General features: G+C 49.6%; 16 protein-coding genes. 10 read left to right on the plus strand and 6 right to left on the minus strand.

Going from position 1 to position 14,269, the window contains the following annotated elements; all coding sequences use genetic code 11:
• The first annotated feature begins 26 nt into the window (after nucleotides 1–26).
• The 9 genes from BMZ51_RS18405 (at nucleotide 27) to dnaN (ending at nucleotide 8,224) form a co-directional block, all read left to right on the plus strand.
• Nucleotides 27–692 (plus strand): hypothetical protein, encoded by a 666-nt coding sequence (locus BMZ51_RS18405; RefSeq protein WP_068007459.1) that lies wholly within the window; start codon nucleotides 27–29, stop codon nucleotides 690–692.
• 44 nt (nucleotides 693–736) lie between these two features.
• The gene (locus BMZ51_RS18410) at nucleotides 737–1,639 is read left to right on the plus strand and encodes a hypothetical protein (RefSeq protein WP_068007456.1); all 903 of its coding nucleotides are present in this window, start codon (nucleotides 737–739) and stop codon (nucleotides 1,637–1,639) included.
• Between the two features lie 48 nt (nucleotides 1,640–1,687).
• Entirely contained in the window at nucleotides 1,688–2,185 is a 498-nt protein-coding gene (locus BMZ51_RS18415) for a DUF5983 family protein (RefSeq protein WP_139201426.1), read from the plus strand.
• Between the two features lie 40 nt (nucleotides 2,186–2,225).
• Nucleotides 2,226–3,212 (plus strand): AAA family ATPase, encoded by a 987-nt coding sequence (locus BMZ51_RS18420; protein ID WP_068007450.1) that lies wholly within the window; start codon nucleotides 2,226–2,228, stop codon nucleotides 3,210–3,212.
• The gene (locus tag BMZ51_RS18425; RefSeq protein ID WP_068007447.1) at nucleotides 3,209–4,384 is read left to right on the plus strand and encodes a vWA domain-containing protein; all 1,176 of its coding nucleotides are present in this window, start codon (nucleotides 3,209–3,211) and stop codon (nucleotides 4,382–4,384) included. Before BMZ51_RS18420 ends, BMZ51_RS18425 begins: the two co-directional genes overlap by 4 nt.
• Nucleotides 4,385–4,463: 79 nt before the next feature.
• Nucleotides 4,464–5,906, plus strand: a complete 1,443-nt coding sequence (locus tag BMZ51_RS18430; protein ID WP_068007444.1) for a DUF4942 domain-containing protein — start codon at nucleotides 4,464–4,466, stop codon at nucleotides 5,904–5,906.
• 10 nt (nucleotides 5,907–5,916) lie between these two features.
• Entirely contained in the window at nucleotides 5,917–6,450 is a 534-nt protein-coding gene (locus BMZ51_RS18435; RefSeq protein ID WP_068007442.1) for a hypothetical protein, read from the plus strand.
• Nucleotides 6,434–7,021: a hypothetical protein gene (locus BMZ51_RS18440; protein ID WP_068007439.1), complete on the plus strand. Its 588-nt coding sequence runs from the start codon at nucleotides 6,434–6,436 to the stop codon at nucleotides 7,019–7,021. The genes BMZ51_RS18435 and BMZ51_RS18440 overlap by 17 nt, the downstream gene beginning before the upstream one ends.
• Nucleotides 7,022–7,084: 63 nt before the next feature.
• Nucleotides 7,085–8,224, plus strand: coding sequence for a DNA polymerase III subunit beta (gene dnaN / locus BMZ51_RS18445; protein WP_068007436.1), 1,140 nt, complete (start codon nucleotides 7,085–7,087; stop codon nucleotides 8,222–8,224).
• A 36-nt stretch (nucleotides 8,225–8,260) separates the two neighbouring features.
• Here the strand turns inward: dnaN and BMZ51_RS18450 are convergent, their stop codons facing one another.
• On the minus strand, nucleotides 8,261–8,623 hold the full coding sequence (locus tag BMZ51_RS18450) for a hypothetical protein (protein WP_068007434.1): 363 nt from the start codon (nucleotides 8,621–8,623) through the stop codon (nucleotides 8,261–8,263).
• A gap of 77 nt (nucleotides 8,624–8,700) precedes the next feature.
• Between BMZ51_RS18450 and BMZ51_RS18455 the strand changes: the two genes are divergently transcribed.
• Nucleotides 8,701–9,033 carry a hypothetical protein gene (locus BMZ51_RS18455; RefSeq protein WP_068007432.1) on the plus strand — a complete coding sequence of 111 codons (333 nt, stop codon included), beginning with the start codon at nucleotides 8,701–8,703 and terminating at the stop codon, nucleotides 9,031–9,033.
• A 270-nt stretch (nucleotides 9,034–9,303) separates the two neighbouring features.
• On the opposite strand, the gene BMZ51_RS18460 is transcribed toward BMZ51_RS18455, so the two are convergent.
• The 5 genes from BMZ51_RS18460 to BMZ51_RS18480 all read right to left on the minus strand — a co-directional run bounded on the left by BMZ51_RS18460 (nucleotide 9,304) and on the right by BMZ51_RS18480 (nucleotide 14,268).
• A complete protein-coding gene (locus BMZ51_RS18460) occupies nucleotides 9,304–10,416 on the minus strand; it encodes an HNH endonuclease (protein ID WP_068007428.1) in 1,113 nt (370 codons plus the stop codon).
• A 358-nt stretch (nucleotides 10,417–10,774) separates the two neighbouring features.
• Nucleotides 10,775–12,139, minus strand: coding sequence for a pentapeptide repeat-containing protein (locus BMZ51_RS18465; RefSeq protein WP_068007425.1), 1,365 nt, complete (start codon nucleotides 12,137–12,139; stop codon nucleotides 10,775–10,777).
• A gap of 419 nt (nucleotides 12,140–12,558) precedes the next feature.
• Complete coding sequence (locus tag BMZ51_RS18470) at nucleotides 12,559–13,293, minus strand: hypothetical protein (RefSeq protein ID WP_068007423.1); 735 nt, start codon at nucleotides 13,291–13,293, stop codon at nucleotides 12,559–12,561.
• Complete coding sequence (locus tag BMZ51_RS18475) at nucleotides 13,290–13,562, minus strand: hypothetical protein (protein ID WP_068007420.1); 273 nt, start codon at nucleotides 13,560–13,562, stop codon at nucleotides 13,290–13,292. The genes BMZ51_RS18470 and BMZ51_RS18475 overlap by 4 nt, the downstream gene beginning before the upstream one ends.
• Before the next feature lie 391 nt (nucleotides 13,563–13,953).
• Nucleotides 13,954–14,268, minus strand: coding sequence for a hypothetical protein (locus BMZ51_RS18480; protein WP_068007417.1), 315 nt, complete (start codon nucleotides 14,266–14,268; stop codon nucleotides 13,954–13,956).
• Nucleotide 14,269: the final 1 nt, after the last annotated feature.

Here is a 14,269-nt window from a genome sequence, read left to right on the forward strand (position 1 = left end):
TTTTTTATGCCTGAAAGGATGCATCAATGCCTGTACTCCTCCAGACTACTGCGTATTGCCTCACCGAGCTTCCGAAGAATGTCCAGAGCCGTGTGCTTGAGCGTTACCGTGCGTTCTATGTGCACGATGACTGGTATCAATCCATCTATGAACACGCGGATCAGGCTGCCCAGCTCTTGGGTATCACGATCAACCGCAAGCACATCAACACCCAACGCCTTTGCACGACACCCGCAATCTATTTCCAAGGGTTTTGTTCGCAAGGCGACGGGGCTTGCTTTGAGGGGCATTTCTCCAGCCCAGGCAACAGTTCGCAGATCGTTGCCAACATTGCAGCATTCAGTCCTGAGGATGTGGACTTACTGAACATCGCCAAGCGGATCCAGCACCTTCTAGTGCACACAGATGACCAGTTGACTGCCACCCTCACCCACAATGGGTCTCGTTACTCTCATCCTTCCACTATCTGCGTAGATGCAGAGCTGGTTTCTGAGAGTGATGAGACCATTGAAGCAATCACTCCCCCTCAAGGCATTGAAACAGAGCTCACTGAAGCTCTGCGCCATTTCATGGGCTGGATCTATCGCAAGCTTGAGCGGGAGTTTGAGTACCTGACCAGTGATGCTCAGATCGCTGAGGCGCTCAATAGCAATAGCTTCCTCTTCACAGAATTTGGCGAACCAGCTGCCTAATTCTCTCCCTTTCCCGAACCACACTTTCACAAGGACGAGTAGCCATGAACGCTATTACCGATATTCCATCCGTATCCAACACCCTCGCCAGCCGCGCTATGCTGATTTCATTGTCAATCAGCAACTGGTCCGGTCGCAAACTGGACCGCAAGGTAACAGAAGAGGTCAATACCTCTCGCGGTGCTGCATCCGATGCCGGTCGCTACAACAAGCAGTTGCTTCCCAAAGAAGCGCTTGATGCAATCCATAAGAAAGCAGGTGCAATCCGCAACGAGTTCTATGCTCGTACCCTCCCATGGATGGACGACGGTCAGCGCATTATGGCGGCCAATGCGTTTCTTGCACACTCCCAGTGGTTCGCAAACCAGCGCACAGGTTATGACAAGCTGGTTGAGGACTTCCTGAAGGAATATCCAGATTTCGTTGAGCAGGCCAAGTTGAACCTGAAGGACATGTTCAACGCTACAGACTACCCACCTGTTGATGTTCTGCGCCAGAAATTTGGGATTGAGATCACCGTCCTCAATGTACCCAACTCCGAGGACTTCCGTGTCTCCATCAGTGAAGCACAGGCAGACCAGATCCGCACCCAGATTGAGGCTAAAGTCACAGAGGCCTCACAGAATGCGGTGAAGGATGTTTACCGGCGTATCACCGAATCCCTGACCCGTATGGTGGAGCGGCTGAACAACTACAAGCCAGGTAACCGCGTTGAGCGAGCGCAAGGTGTGTTCAGGAACAGTCTTGTCGAAAACATTCGTGACCTGATTGAGGTCATGCCTGCTCTCAACATCACCGGAGATCCAGAGTTAGACCGGCTGGCAGAGCGTTTGAAAGACGTGACCATCTATGACGCAAATGTCCTGAAAACCAATGCAAATAAGCGGAAAGACACAGCTCAGGAAGCCCAGGCGATCCTCGATAGCATGTCTGCATTCGTGGCGTAAGACCCAACAGGCGGCCTACCGCCACCTCTCTCTTTCTTGGTAAATTCAATGTCTGACAATGTTCGAAATTTTCTCGACCTTTCAACGGGTCATCTCCTTCCGTCAACACGAGATCTTCTCGACGGAGAATTGCTCTCCATCAGAATGTTTCAGCATGAGTATGGATGGCTCCTACCAACCCTAAGCGAAGACCATCCAGATCTTGGCGCTATTCCATCCGACTTATTGGCATGCATTGCGCTGGCTCGGAAACGCTCTTGTGACTACATCTTGTTTGATAGAGATGCTTCTCCTGATGACGACCTGATCTATTACGACGACAATCATATTGGCACCGTGCAGGTTCAGGTCTCAGAGATCGTGGAATACCACTTCGATATGCCGGTCACTCAAGAGCAATTGGACCTCATCCAAAATGATCCCAATGCACTGGATGAACCCGCAGAGAGCTTCTTTACCGAGGTTGGAGCCAAGCCAGAGTGGGTGACATCTGTCCATAATCGCACAGTCGATATGATCGACGCGGACGACGCCACCCAGTCCTGAACTTCCTTTTCACGATTACCAATTTCCTGGAGAACACAGCATGACCGCCGTAACCATTTCACGCGCATCCACATTGCTCGAACACTACATTGCCAAGGATATTCCTGCCTTTCTTTGGGGCGACGTTGGGATTGGCAAGTCAGACAGTGTTGCTGCTGTCGCCAAGAAACAAGGCGCCGAGCTGCTGGACATTCGCCTTTCCATGTTTGATCCGGTGGACTTGCGCGGCCTACCCACAATCCAGAACGGTGAAACCGTTTGGCTAAAGCCAGCAATCTGGCCAAAGGACGACAACACTCCCAAGTTTCTCTTCTTTGATGAGTTCGACCGTGCTTTGCCGTCCGTACAGAACGCTGCCCTTCAGATCGTTCTGAACCGGCGCATTGGTGAACATAAGCTGCCTGATAACGTGCGTATCATTGCCGCTGGCAATGGCAACACTGACCGTGTTGGAACGCAGCGCACGTCAGCCGCTGGTGATAACCGTTTCGCTCACATCTATGCGGAAGCAGATCTACCATCATGGCAACGTTGGGCGGCTTCAGCTGGCGTGCACCCACTCATCATCGCCTTCGTGTCATTCCGGCCTGAACTTCTTCACAAGCGCGGAGGAAAGAACGAGAAGACCTTCCCCACTCCCCGCACATGGGAAGCCGTCAATGACTTCGCGGATGCACCTGATGATATCCGGATGGATTTGGTAACGGGTTTGATTGGAGAAGGAGCAGCAGCTGAGTTTGAAGGCTTTGTGGGGGTGTTCAAGAACCTGCCTTCGCTTGATGCGGTCATTACAGACCCAACTGGATCACCAGTTCCCTCAAAACCAAACACCCGCTACGCAATCAGCGCTGGTCTTGCAGTGAAAGCAGACATGAACAACATCCAGAACATCATCACGTACCTGGCACGCCTGCCTCAAGAATTCTCAGTCCTTGGCGTGATGAATGCGTCTCGCCGTGATCCATCAATCACCCACACTCCAGCCTTTATCCAATGGTCGTGTGAAAATCAGGATGTGACCTTATGAGTGCATTTGATGCCATCACCAAGGCTCGATCGAAACTTGTTTTGCAACAGCCGTTCTTCGGCTGCATGGCCTTGTTCCTCACTCCTGAAGAGGAAGAAGGTCTAGAAACCATGGCGACAGACGGGAGCAAGCTGTTCTACGATCCTGTCTGGCCAACAACCTTGAGTGAGCAAGAGCTAATGGGCGCCCTCGCTCATGAAGTCATGCATGTAGCTCTTGAGCACACCATCCGCCGCGGTCAACGAGATCCACAACATTGGAATGAAGCTTGTGACTATGCGATCAACGCCGAGCTCATTGAAGCAGGGTTTCAGCTCCCAAAAGATGGCTTCTATCGCAAAGAGTTCGCAGGCCTCACGGCTGAAAGTATTTACAGCCAGCTCGCAGATGAACGGGAGCAAAACAAGGACCAGCACAACAATGATCAGGGTCAGGGGGATAGCCCTGCAAAAGACCCCGGGGGCTGTGGTGCGGTCCGTGATGCCACTCAGGCACACGACAAGGCCGGGATGGAAGCCACTCGTGCAGACATCCAAGCCAAGGTGAGACAAGCTGCAATGCTGGCGCGTAAGGCTGCCGGTGGTGATCTGGGAGAAGGTGTTGAGCGTCTGATCAAGGAGATCACTCAGTCACGGATCAATTGGCGCGATGTGTTGCACCAGTTTATCAACGACCGAGTTGAGCAAGATTACTCTTGGCAGCGCCCCAACCGGCGCTACCTGCAGCATGGGCTGATCATTCCCGATCTGGTGGCTGATGGGATATCGCACGTGGTCATTGCAATCGATACCTCCGGCTCGATTAACCAGCGTGCACTTGAGGCCTTCACCTCGGAAGTTTCCGAGGCGTGCGAAAATGGCGCGCTTTCACGGCTCACCATTGTTCATGCAGATACCTGTGTCCGCAAAGTGGATGTGTTTGAAGGTGGTGATACTGTCAGCATCAAGCCCAAGGGAGGTGGTGGTACAGCGTTTGCCAAGACCTTCGAGTGGATCGAGGACAATGCAACAGATGCAGCTGCTGTAATCTACTTCACCGACCTGGAGGTGAGGAGCTTTGGCGAAGAGCCCCACTGCCCCGCTCTCTGGGCTGTCTGGGGTGATGAGCGCAGGTTCGAACAACTCTCGCAAGCCACTCCGTTCGGAGAAGCAATCTATCTAGCCGCTCATTAGCGGCCAGTCCAACTAACCTTCATTCATTGCGTAAATCAATTTTGAGCTGACCGGTCGCAGATCGGGAAGGAGTACAATCATGACCAAACACACTGCAATCGTACCGGCAGCCTCCTTGGAGAAGATGTGTGAGGAGCGGGATCTCGCTTTGGAGGTACAGCGACAGGCGGAGGTGCATTCAGCACAAGCAAACACATTATTCAGAAACGCCAGAATTCGTGCAAACGGTATGACACGAGGTTTCTTCACGCAAGAGTTTGGAGCACCAGTCAATGAAGAACAGTGCATCAATGACGGTGTTGAAAGCTTCCGACAGGAGATTGACCGAGCTGCGTGGCGTTACCTTCGGCACCTGATCAGGTTTGATGAGATACTCGACAAGACCGCAAAAGAAGAGTTCGAAGATGGCCTGAAGGAGGATGTTCCAGAGTTTACAGCAGGCAATGTTCAGGCAACGGTTGCAGACTTTCTGATGAACTCCAAACTGATCTTTCAACGCGGTTTGGCGCGCTGCTTCAGTGAGTTAGACCGCCGCTTCAAATCACATGATGGCTTCAAGGTTGGCTCCCGTATAATCTTAGACAAAGTATTTGATGATTGGGGGCATTGGAACCACTACAGAAATCACAAAGATACCTTCCACGACATTGAGCGTGTCTTCAATAAGTTGGATGAAGGTAACACGACGTACATCCCAGAGGGTGAAGAACCTCCAAAACATCGTTCTCTTGTCGATGTAATCGATGATGATCGAAAAGTGAACCGCACTGCACTTTCTGCCTATCGCTCTACGGTCGAGTCCGAGTACTTCAAGATTCAAGTGTTTCTGAATGGCAACGCCCATGTGTGGTTCAAGCGGAAAGATCTGGTTGAGAAAGCCAACAAGCATCTTGCCGAATTCTACGGTGAGGTGATTGGAGACGCTGCAACCAAAGACACCAATCCAGATGATCTGAGAAGCAAGTCAGGACTACCAGCCAAGAACTTATCATTCTATGCAACACCAGAACCGGTCGTGCGTAAGCTGATCGATATGGATGTTAGGGATTGTATCAAGGGCAAGCTTGTACTGGAGCCAAGTGCGGGGAACGGAGCAATCGTCGCCAAGTGTCTGGAACTGGGCGCCACAGTTAAGGCAATTGAAATCCATCCAGATCGAGCCCATATGCTCCGCCGGTTTCAGACCTGCAGGCTGGAGGTCGGGGAAACGAACTTCCTCAATGCAAAGCCTCGTCCGGTCTACGACTACGTGTTGATGAACCCACCGTTCTCCGGAGCACATTGGATGGAACACGTCATACACGCCTATGACTTTCTAAAGCCGGGGGGCGTCCTGCGTGCTGTTTTACCAGCAAGTGCTGAACTGAACGACACCAAAAAGCATCGCACATTCAGAAAATGGGCAGAGCAACGTAAGCCACGGTACGGCAGGCTCTGGGAAAGCCTCCCTCCTGAGAGCTTTGCATCGACCGGCACGCGGATCAACACTGTCATCATCGAACTTTACAAACCTCACTCCTAAGGACACCTCCATGAATTTCTCAGAGTGCTCCATTGCCGGAGCGGTCAAGGATCTCGTGCGCCTCGGTTTCGTCATTGCGGATCAGAAATGCTCCGAAGATGGTGACGCCAGCTGCACGGTCTCCGGCCTCCTGCCCTTCGTCCACGTCCGCTGCTCTGGCAAGGTAGTATCAACTGAGACTGCACTGAACGAGGGTTCTCATGGGCCTCTTTACCTGGCACCTGCAAGCAACTTCAAGGCAGAGATACTCGCGATTTTGGAAATGCAGGCCTTGGAATTGTCGCGGCCCTTTCGAAAAGAAATGGCAGCTTCTCTTCCCTCTGAAACGCTTCTTGAGATCGATCGCCTGAACAGCACACCCGAATACGAAGGGTGCTGTGCTTCTCACGACTTTATCGACGCCAACATGGTCATGGACGCTGCGCTACGCAAACGCGGTGAAAGATTCCAAACCAATCACGACAACTACGAGACAACTGCCCTTCGGAACCGTGCGTGGTCAGTTACTCGCGAACAAGGATTTGCCAATGAAACTTCCTCCTGAGTTTGATATCCGCCCGGTCATTGAAGTTGGCAAGGACTGCCAGTCTTTTTCCTCTGAAGAAAGCTACAAGTCTGCTCTGAAGGATTTGCTGGAAGATGAGAAGTCCCCCTCATTCAGCACCTTCTGGACGGTATATCTACTGGATGACGTTGGATGCAGTAGCGCCGTTGCCGACCGTTCCTCCAAGCAGTCTGCATTGTTGCTGGTGGCCTCCCTTGCGAGCCTCAAGACAGAACCAAATCGCAGTCTCGCAATCAATGCCGCATGTGTTTGGGAAGCCATTGTTGACGGCTCCTGTGAGAACAATGCTCTCTGGGAAGGTTGGCGCAGTGACCTTGGTTCATGCGAAATGCGTGATCAGGTTTACGACCTCGCGGTTTGGGTGCAACAGGTCTACGACGAGTGCATCAAGCAGGATGCGGAAACCACACAAGGACATCCTTTCGATTGGGATTTTGTCCCTGCAGCACTCGGCTTCATCAAATGCCCCAGTGAAGACAAATACCCCGGTCCGGATGACTATCCTAAGCCGGATGAGATAGCCCCTCAGGTACTCGCCAAACTCTCGTAACCGCCACACGGCGGTTTTTTGTGTCTCAATTTCATTTAACGTCATTGTTTAGAGGACTAACCCATGTCTGCATTGCCACAAGCCACCATCGCTGCAACCGATTTCTCCGCCGCTATCAAGAACTGCTATAACGTCGCTGCACGTCGCTCAACAATCTCTGTATTAACCGGAGTGGTGATCTCAGGAAATGATAACGGCGAGCTCTCATTCACGACCACTGATCTAGATCAACTGAACACCTCCACAGTGAGAACAACCGGCGATACCATTCCCGTTGATTTCACCGCACTGGTGAGTGTTGAGAAGATCAAAAAAGTGCTCGACAAGTCAAAGACTGGCACACAGGTCGAGCTCACATCAAACAATGATAACCTTGAGCTGAAATGTGGTTCACTCAGTCTCACCTTTCCGATGATTGCAGACATCTCTGAGTTCCCGGACACATACCTGACAGAGGATGCACAAGTGAAGGCATTTGAGCTTTCTCGCTCGGAACTCAAAGACATCTTCACCAAGACGCTCATGTCAGTCTCAACCGAGGCCACGCGCTACTACCTGGGAGGTGTCTACATGCACACTGTTGAAGGGAACACGCTGATCTTCACGTCCACCGATGGCCACCGAATGACAAAATACGAAACACGCCATCAGATAGAAGGCCTGCCAGATGTCATCATCCCAGCACTGGCTGTTAAAGAGATGCTACGTCGCCTGAAAGACAAGAGCTGTCCTGAGACCGTTACAATTGAAGTAAGCGACAGACAGGTCAACCTGGTTTCAGGTCACGATAAGCTCAGAACAAAGGTGGTTGATGGTACCTTTCCCGACTACCAGCGCATCATTCCAGAGCTATCTCGGGACAGTCATGTCACCTTGAAGATGGACGCAAAGAAAGCCATTGAAGCGATTGGAAGCGTAACATGCGTAGCAGACAAAAAAGGTCATGCAATCAAGATCTATCAGGAAGACGATAGCTACTGGATCTCATGCAGTGCACAAGGCGGCACAGCAAAACACAAACTCGAAGCAACCGGTGAGCAACTTGATTTTGCGATTGGATTTAACAATTCCTACGTCACGGACATTCTCAAAGATGTTGGCTCTGAAGCACAGATCCATCTCTCAAACTCTGACAATCCAGCAGTGATCCAGCCGGTCGATACCTACGGCCTGACCTACGTTCTCATGCCGATGAGACCCTGATATTCTAACAAAAGAGCTCCTTAATGGAGCTCTCTTTCAGAAGTCAAACCTGACATCCTTCAGCTCTGGTCGCTGCCCGACCTCCACGACCTCTGCCTCTATATCAAACTGGCAGCGCGGGTTTTCTTTCACGCAATTGTCCAACATCAAGCGAACGAGAGGCATTTGGTCGTTTGAAAAGTTTGCTATTAGCGTCGTCAGAAACTGGCCGTTGTAAAACACCCTACAACTCATGCCGTACACGCCATTGGCGACCCACATACAGCTGGTCAACTGGACCCGCTGCCCTACCAAGGATTGCTCACCAAATACCAAGTCTTGGGCGGTGATCCGAGGGGCTGCCTGAGCCGACTGCACAGCGCTCAAAAACAAAGAGCAAACAATAAAGAATACACGCATCAATCAATCTCCCACCAACAACAGATAGTCAACATCGCTTGCCCCTTGGCTGTCAACATCATCATATGAGGAAATTTATGGTTGCAATCACGACGCCTAAAAGCTTTAAAGTCGCCACAGGCAAAGGTGGTGACATGGTTAAAGAACAGACTGACTTTGAGATCTGGATGCAAGCCCATGGCTTTCACGGAAAACAGGTTTCAGCAGCCGGGGAAGCAATTGGGTTTGCCAGCGCGACATCCAAGCGAGCAAAAGCCGGTACGAAAACCCTTTCCAAGACCGACCGTCTTGCAATGGCTGCTGTGAGAGCCGGAATACCTGAGTGGACACCGGAAACAGATGAAGAGATACACGCCCTTGGTGTGTTGCGTCAGGCTCTTGCCGCGTCTTCACAGTCCTCCGGCGACTGATGTGGGGGAGTGATAAAGTCTCATACTCAGTATTCTAAGAAGTAGGACTCTACGAGCGGTATTTTTGGTCGGTGCGGGTTCTGGGTAGACCGGATGGCGACCGTCTCCCCTTGGTTCTTGATGCCAGCGGAGTGTCTGCTCATTACCCAGCTTGCAAAACGGATCAGGGACACTGCTGTGGGTGAGAATCTGATTGTTATTCAAAAGCCAATCTTGTCCAATTTAACTCGACTACGAACAATCAATCTCAACCTATTCGATAAGCATAGTTTAGTACTCGCCATTGGTCTTGCAGAAGATTTCTTGCCGGTGGAAAGCAAGGAACTTTCTTTGCGCAGAAGACGGCCTTTTTCTCAAGGCGCTTCCTAACTGTAAGAGATTCCGCTCGGACTCCGTGAGTGAAGCGGATATGAGCATCTCCCCAGTATCAGAAAAAGAGATTAGGCCGCGATCAAATAGGGCGTCAAAATTTGCTGTTAGCAGAAGGCCGTTTTCTACGTCCAATCGTTCCTCGTTGGTCGATGATCGCCAGGGCTTGATATGTGAAGCTCTTAAAACTTCGCGCCTTTGACAGTCGGTTACGGCACAGCCATTTTGCCAATAACCATCTAATTTGCTGCGAAAGTTTCCCTGCCCAACACGTGCCAGTTGAAGTTGTTGTCTATCCGTATTGGAGATCAATTTGTCATTAGCAATTGCGTAAACGTCTTGTTCTAGTGAACTCGTTAATCCACCAACAAGCTCGTCAATTTTTTTCCACGCAGGTTTTCTTTGATCAAATGGAATTTGATGAAGAATTGATTTTGCGACCTCTTCAGGAATTACTGTATGACTTGTAAATCGCGGAATAAGACGACTCTTACCGGTGATGTTTGGAGCTGACAAAGTAACGGGTTCAGAAAGCCACAAAAAGTGATCTTCAGGACAGTGCCAGTTTGGAATCCAAGTTTCGCCCTTTTTAAAAGATTTATTGAACTCGGTTTCGTTGTTTTTGTATTTCTCTCTTACAAGAGGCTCCGCCCATGCTTGCTGCCGCATTGCTCTGAAATCGAAGTTTCCCGTAATCTTACGTCGTTCTCGCTCTTCTAACCTATGTGTTGCAGACCCCGCGACCCCAACCAAGTCTTGTCTTCCATCGTGACATGCATACATGAAGACCACTGTGTTCCCCAAATTCTCTAAGGATGTTGCCGCTTCAATACCTTCTGTGTGAAATGCTCTTTGAGGAATGTTGTCGAGAGAAAACCGCATGAGATCGGAGTTATTCCATTCTTCATGCCCATACCCTTCTTCAAACGGAAAGCCCGAACCAGCCTTGTGCCCGCTTGGTTCCTTATAGTCTTTTGAGTTCCAAAATATTGGTTTTAAAATATAGAGAGACATTTTTTGTTCTGCCTAAATGAGATTCATAATTGTTAAAATGAAATCAACTGCTAGCACTCGCTATGCCAATATGCGGACGAAGTGGACCTTCGTTGCACTGCGTGAACTGAGGTAAGAGAGAGGCCGTTGCCTGCACGCAGGGCACACTGCGGACATTCGGGTGGTCCGATCAAAGGTTGAGCCAGTCGTTGCGGATGAGACGACGCTCTCGTTCTGGAGAACTCGTCTCGGCATATGATCGTGTGACTGCCGGATATGAAATGGGGTCATTGTGCGGACAGTCAATATGACAAACTAGGCCTCCGCTCAACGCACATAATGGTAGATTGAAGATGGCTTTACGTTCGCGATAGTTACATCATCCCTGATAGGGCCATCCCGTCAATTCAAGTCTATTGAGGAATTCACCATACAGATGCGATACTGCAAGGTCTGTATGATCGTGCGGAGCCCAATCTACAAAGTTTTCGTTATTGTAGAGCTCAGTTTCTAACAAACGGGCTTCGTCAATTTCCCCTTTTCTTTTCAATACGCGAATCTTACGCAATGGATTGGCATGCAGTTTTCTCTTAAACTCCAAGTTCGGATGTAGTTGCGTGTCCTTTGTCCCAAATGTCCGGTTTGTATCAGTAGGTCCACCAAGATAATCAACAGCACGTATGTCTGCAGCTACAAGTGAAATTCCGTATATATTCGCAAGGTTCAATGTTGCTGCATCTGCAAATGCCGGAACCACAGATCCAGTAGGCGGGATTGGTCGGTTCAGAATTGCATGATCGAAGCTCGTGCCTCGCAGTTCAGCACGAAAGAAGTCTGCATAATTTAGTAGAGAGCCACTTAGCAGAGAACCTTTAAGCTGGCTCTCTCGAAAGTTAGCCGCTTCCAGTCGACTGCGAATAAAAATTGCGGCTGAAAATTCGCCCTTGTTAAAGTTAACACCGGACAAATCTGTTTTTCTCAAATCCAATCTAAATTCCTGGCCCCACTCAAGTTGTATTTGCTGTTCGGAACGCCGCCCAATGACACTGATGGCAGCCTGAATATCAGTTCGGGGAATAGCAAATTTAAACGGTGGCTCGCTTGGTTCTAGAGAAGTAACTGGTGCATTTTCTCTAACGTAGGCACAAAGTATTTCCATGATCTGTATGTGATCACGAAGGCTATCTTGTGCAATACGCTCCAAAGCATAAATTGCCCCAATTCGAACTTCCAAATTGGGGACACTTTGTTCGTACGTTTCGCGGTCTACAATCGATGTTCCGTCAGGATGCACAGCTGGCATTGGATTTCCGTCTTCACCCACCTGCCATTTGTCATCCACACTCTTATATCGAGGTGTTTCTATTATTTCTCTTACGGTCTTTTCAGTACCGAGTCCCTCAACAGCCTTATTAATTCGGTCTGTAATCTGACTTTGCAGTGCAACATCTGCATTCTGCTGGGCTACTATAGACCGCCAAACCAGGAATGGGGCAGCAAATGTGGCAGCTAAAACAAGACCAATGTTTCTAATAGCTCCCCCAGTAGGGTCACCTGCATACGGGCCAAGACCAATGAATGCGAGGCAAAGCAGTACTAGCCCAACAAGGCTAATTAAAAAAACCATAATCATTGCAGCGAACAGAACTGCTCCAATAGAGCTACCCAACCAACGGACGCTTGAAAAGTCAGGGTTCTTCTTGAGATGAATCCAGTCCCAGAAAGTCAGCTTTTCGCTTTTCATGGAATATTCTTTCCAGCAATACAAATGTGTTAAATCAAGATTACGCCAAGTAACTAAGTATTCTAGGCTACTTATGGCAGACCAATTTTCTTAGCTCAAGCAATTAAATTATTAACAAAAGGCGTAACAGCCACCTAGAAAATTTAATTACCACTGGGTAGCTAGGAAGTTCTTATTCTCTATTGAATATTCGTAGAGGTAGCCCTGAGAGGGCTAATACTGGATCGATAAACTCGGCCAGTCAGAGATTTGTCTTTTAGATGAAACGATGAGGGAACGGGATGATCTTTAAGTTTTATGGCGAAGATATCTTAAGTCACGAAAGTACATCTAAACGACAGCTTTGGTCACCAAGCGCTATGTTGCATCCGCGAGAGCCTGCGCTCCGATGAAGGTCAGCTATGTTTTCGTGTGGAAATTTACTCAACGTAGTATGATACTTTATTTCTCTCCTCCGACTGAAGCCACTTCTCCCAGAACTCACCCTTTGGGAGCAGGTTGTAGTGGAGTGCGGCATAGTCCAAGGCCCGTTGAACTGCGACTATGATCGAGCGCTTGCCCTTTCCGCTCTTCCGCTCCCAGACCCATTCATCACACCACACCACACGCTCAAGCAGATCAAAATACTCCTTGGGCATTGCTTTGGTGAGTTTGCTGATCGACTCCATTGCCTCAAGCTTAGTTCCTGCCAGAAATTTCGGGCCTTGTGATCCGGTAGGCTCACTCATCCAGTCTGGAGAGCGCAGGCCGGAGATCTCTGCCTTGCTCATATCCTGCCGGAAGCGAAACCCAGCATCGGCCCTGTCATTGGCGATATTCTCGTGCATTGTCGGATCATGTAGCTTGTCGTTGAAGACCAGCCATTCAAAGGGTGCAGAATTAGCATCCAGAACAAGTATGTTATTCCTGCTGATGCGTAAATCGCGCTTCTTACCGTTCCGGCCCACATCCTTGTTTGTGAGGCTTCGTGCAGCGGGCTTGGTGTGCCAGTTCTCAAAATCAAACTCTCGGGCCATAGCTGCATAAAACCGGTAGCGCTTGCCTTCCAATTTGTCAGACCGGCGATAGAAGCCAGCAAGCGGGATAACAACAGGAGCACCGGGACGACGTGATATCGGTTGAGCTGCTGCCAGAGCTTTCAAAATCGCATTCATCCATGTCTCTCCTTGCTCATAAATCCAAAGTATGCTTCTTCCGCTTTCTCAATCGCCTCAAGAGCCGTCGGTGCGTAACCTTGCTCTATAAATCTCCGTTCATTTGCAACCCAATGCCAGGTCTCTTCACCACCTCCACCTGAAACAAACTCACGGTAAACTCTGAGCTGGCACTTTGGGTTGTGCGGGTCATTCCCTGTGCCCTTTTGCCGCTCATCTGGCCAACTGCGTTTCCACACCAGTGCAGGTCTAAATGGGTTGTTTGGCATGGTAGAGCTGCTTGTTCCCTAGTTGAAGGTGTGAATGCCCACAGCCGACATCAAAATGTGTCAAAGTGGTGTAGTGATTGCACCAGATAAGGGAGAGACGTGCGCCCAGAGCATGTTGTCAGAAATTACTGTGTTGCCTTACAAGTTTCTGTAAGTATTTTATATAATGATTTACTCATAGCTGGATTTGAAAGTCCTATCAAAGCTGCTTTATTAGTTTCCCAACATGATTCATAATTTGTCGGCTTAAAGTAATAGGCCGATGCAAGCAAAGCTGTACCAGTTATGAAGGAAACTGAGACTGTTAGATTTTCCATGTTTTCACCTTAGCTGGGTTTCTGTTCAAAATTCCACTCACATGTCTAGCAAGACAGCCTTATGCCGCGGCAATTTATCGGCTGCGTTTCCTCTGATCACTACACAACGGCTCAATCGACCATTCGAAATTCCGCAGCCTGCCGCCACATCGGAACTGTTTTGCATCTGCATCATAGTGGATCTGTCTCAGTTTTGTGAGCTCGTCCTGACGGGCTACATCCCCCAATCCTGCACGATCCTTCCATGGAGATCTGGCAATGATCCCGGCAACCTGTTTCTTTGTTTTCAAGCCTGCTACACGAGCGGTGATCGCCTCCGTATGGCCCTTCAGCCACATGGCGTAAACGATAAACAAGGTTGCATCTGAGTGTTTGCTTTTCCGCGGCATT

The organism is Pseudovibrio axinellae, assembly GCF_900110875.1.
Classification (GTDB): Bacteria; Pseudomonadota; Alphaproteobacteria; order Rhizobiales; family Stappiaceae; genus Pseudovibrio; species Pseudovibrio axinellae.

Excerpts from the sequence above, each read along its gene's own strand:
- BMZ51_RS18450 (WP_068007434.1), bottom strand. The coding sequence starts at position 8,623 with ATGCGTGTATTCTTTATTGTTTGCTCTTTGTTTTTGAGCGCTGTGCAG.
- BMZ51_RS18410 (WP_068007456.1), top strand. The coding sequence starts at position 737 with ATGAACGCTATTACCGATATTCCATCCGTATCCAACACCCTCGCCAGC.
- BMZ51_RS18470 (WP_068007423.1), bottom strand. The coding sequence starts at position 13,293 with ATGAATGCGATTTTGAAAGCTCTGGCAGCAGCTCAACCGATATCACGT.
- BMZ51_RS18415 (WP_139201426.1), top strand. The coding sequence starts at position 1,688 with ATGTCTGACAATGTTCGAAATTTTCTCGACCTTTCAACGGGTCATCTC.
- BMZ51_RS18465 (WP_068007425.1), bottom strand. The coding sequence starts at position 12,139 with ATGAAAAGCGAAAAGCTGACTTTCTGGGACTGGATTCATCTCAAGAAG.
- BMZ51_RS18455 (WP_068007432.1), top strand. The coding sequence starts at position 8,701 with ATGGTTGCAATCACGACGCCTAAAAGCTTTAAAGTCGCCACAGGCAAA.
- BMZ51_RS18425 (WP_068007447.1), top strand. The coding sequence starts at position 3,209 with ATGAGTGCATTTGATGCCATCACCAAGGCTCGATCGAAACTTGTTTTG.
- BMZ51_RS18435 (WP_068007442.1), top strand. The coding sequence starts at position 5,917 with ATGAATTTCTCAGAGTGCTCCATTGCCGGAGCGGTCAAGGATCTCGTG.
- BMZ51_RS18430 (WP_068007444.1), top strand. The coding sequence starts at position 4,464 with ATGACCAAACACACTGCAATCGTACCGGCAGCCTCCTTGGAGAAGATG.
- BMZ51_RS18420 (WP_068007450.1), top strand. The coding sequence starts at position 2,226 with ATGACCGCCGTAACCATTTCACGCGCATCCACATTGCTCGAACACTAC.
- BMZ51_RS18480 (WP_068007417.1), bottom strand. The coding sequence starts at position 14,268 with ATGCCGCGGAAAAGCAAACACTCAGATGCAACCTTGTTTATCGTTTAC.
- BMZ51_RS18475 (WP_068007420.1), bottom strand. The coding sequence starts at position 13,562 with ATGCCAAACAACCCATTTAGACCTGCACTGGTGTGGAAACGCAGTTGG.
- dnaN (WP_068007436.1), top strand. The coding sequence starts at position 7,085 with ATGTCTGCATTGCCACAAGCCACCATCGCTGCAACCGATTTCTCCGCC.
- BMZ51_RS18440 (WP_068007439.1), top strand. The coding sequence starts at position 6,434 with ATGAAACTTCCTCCTGAGTTTGATATCCGCCCGGTCATTGAAGTTGGC.
- BMZ51_RS18405 (WP_068007459.1), top strand. The coding sequence starts at position 27 with ATGCCTGTACTCCTCCAGACTACTGCGTATTGCCTCACCGAGCTTCCG.
- BMZ51_RS18460 (WP_068007428.1), bottom strand. The coding sequence starts at position 10,416 with ATGTCTCTCTATATTTTAAAACCAATATTTTGGAACTCAAAAGACTAT.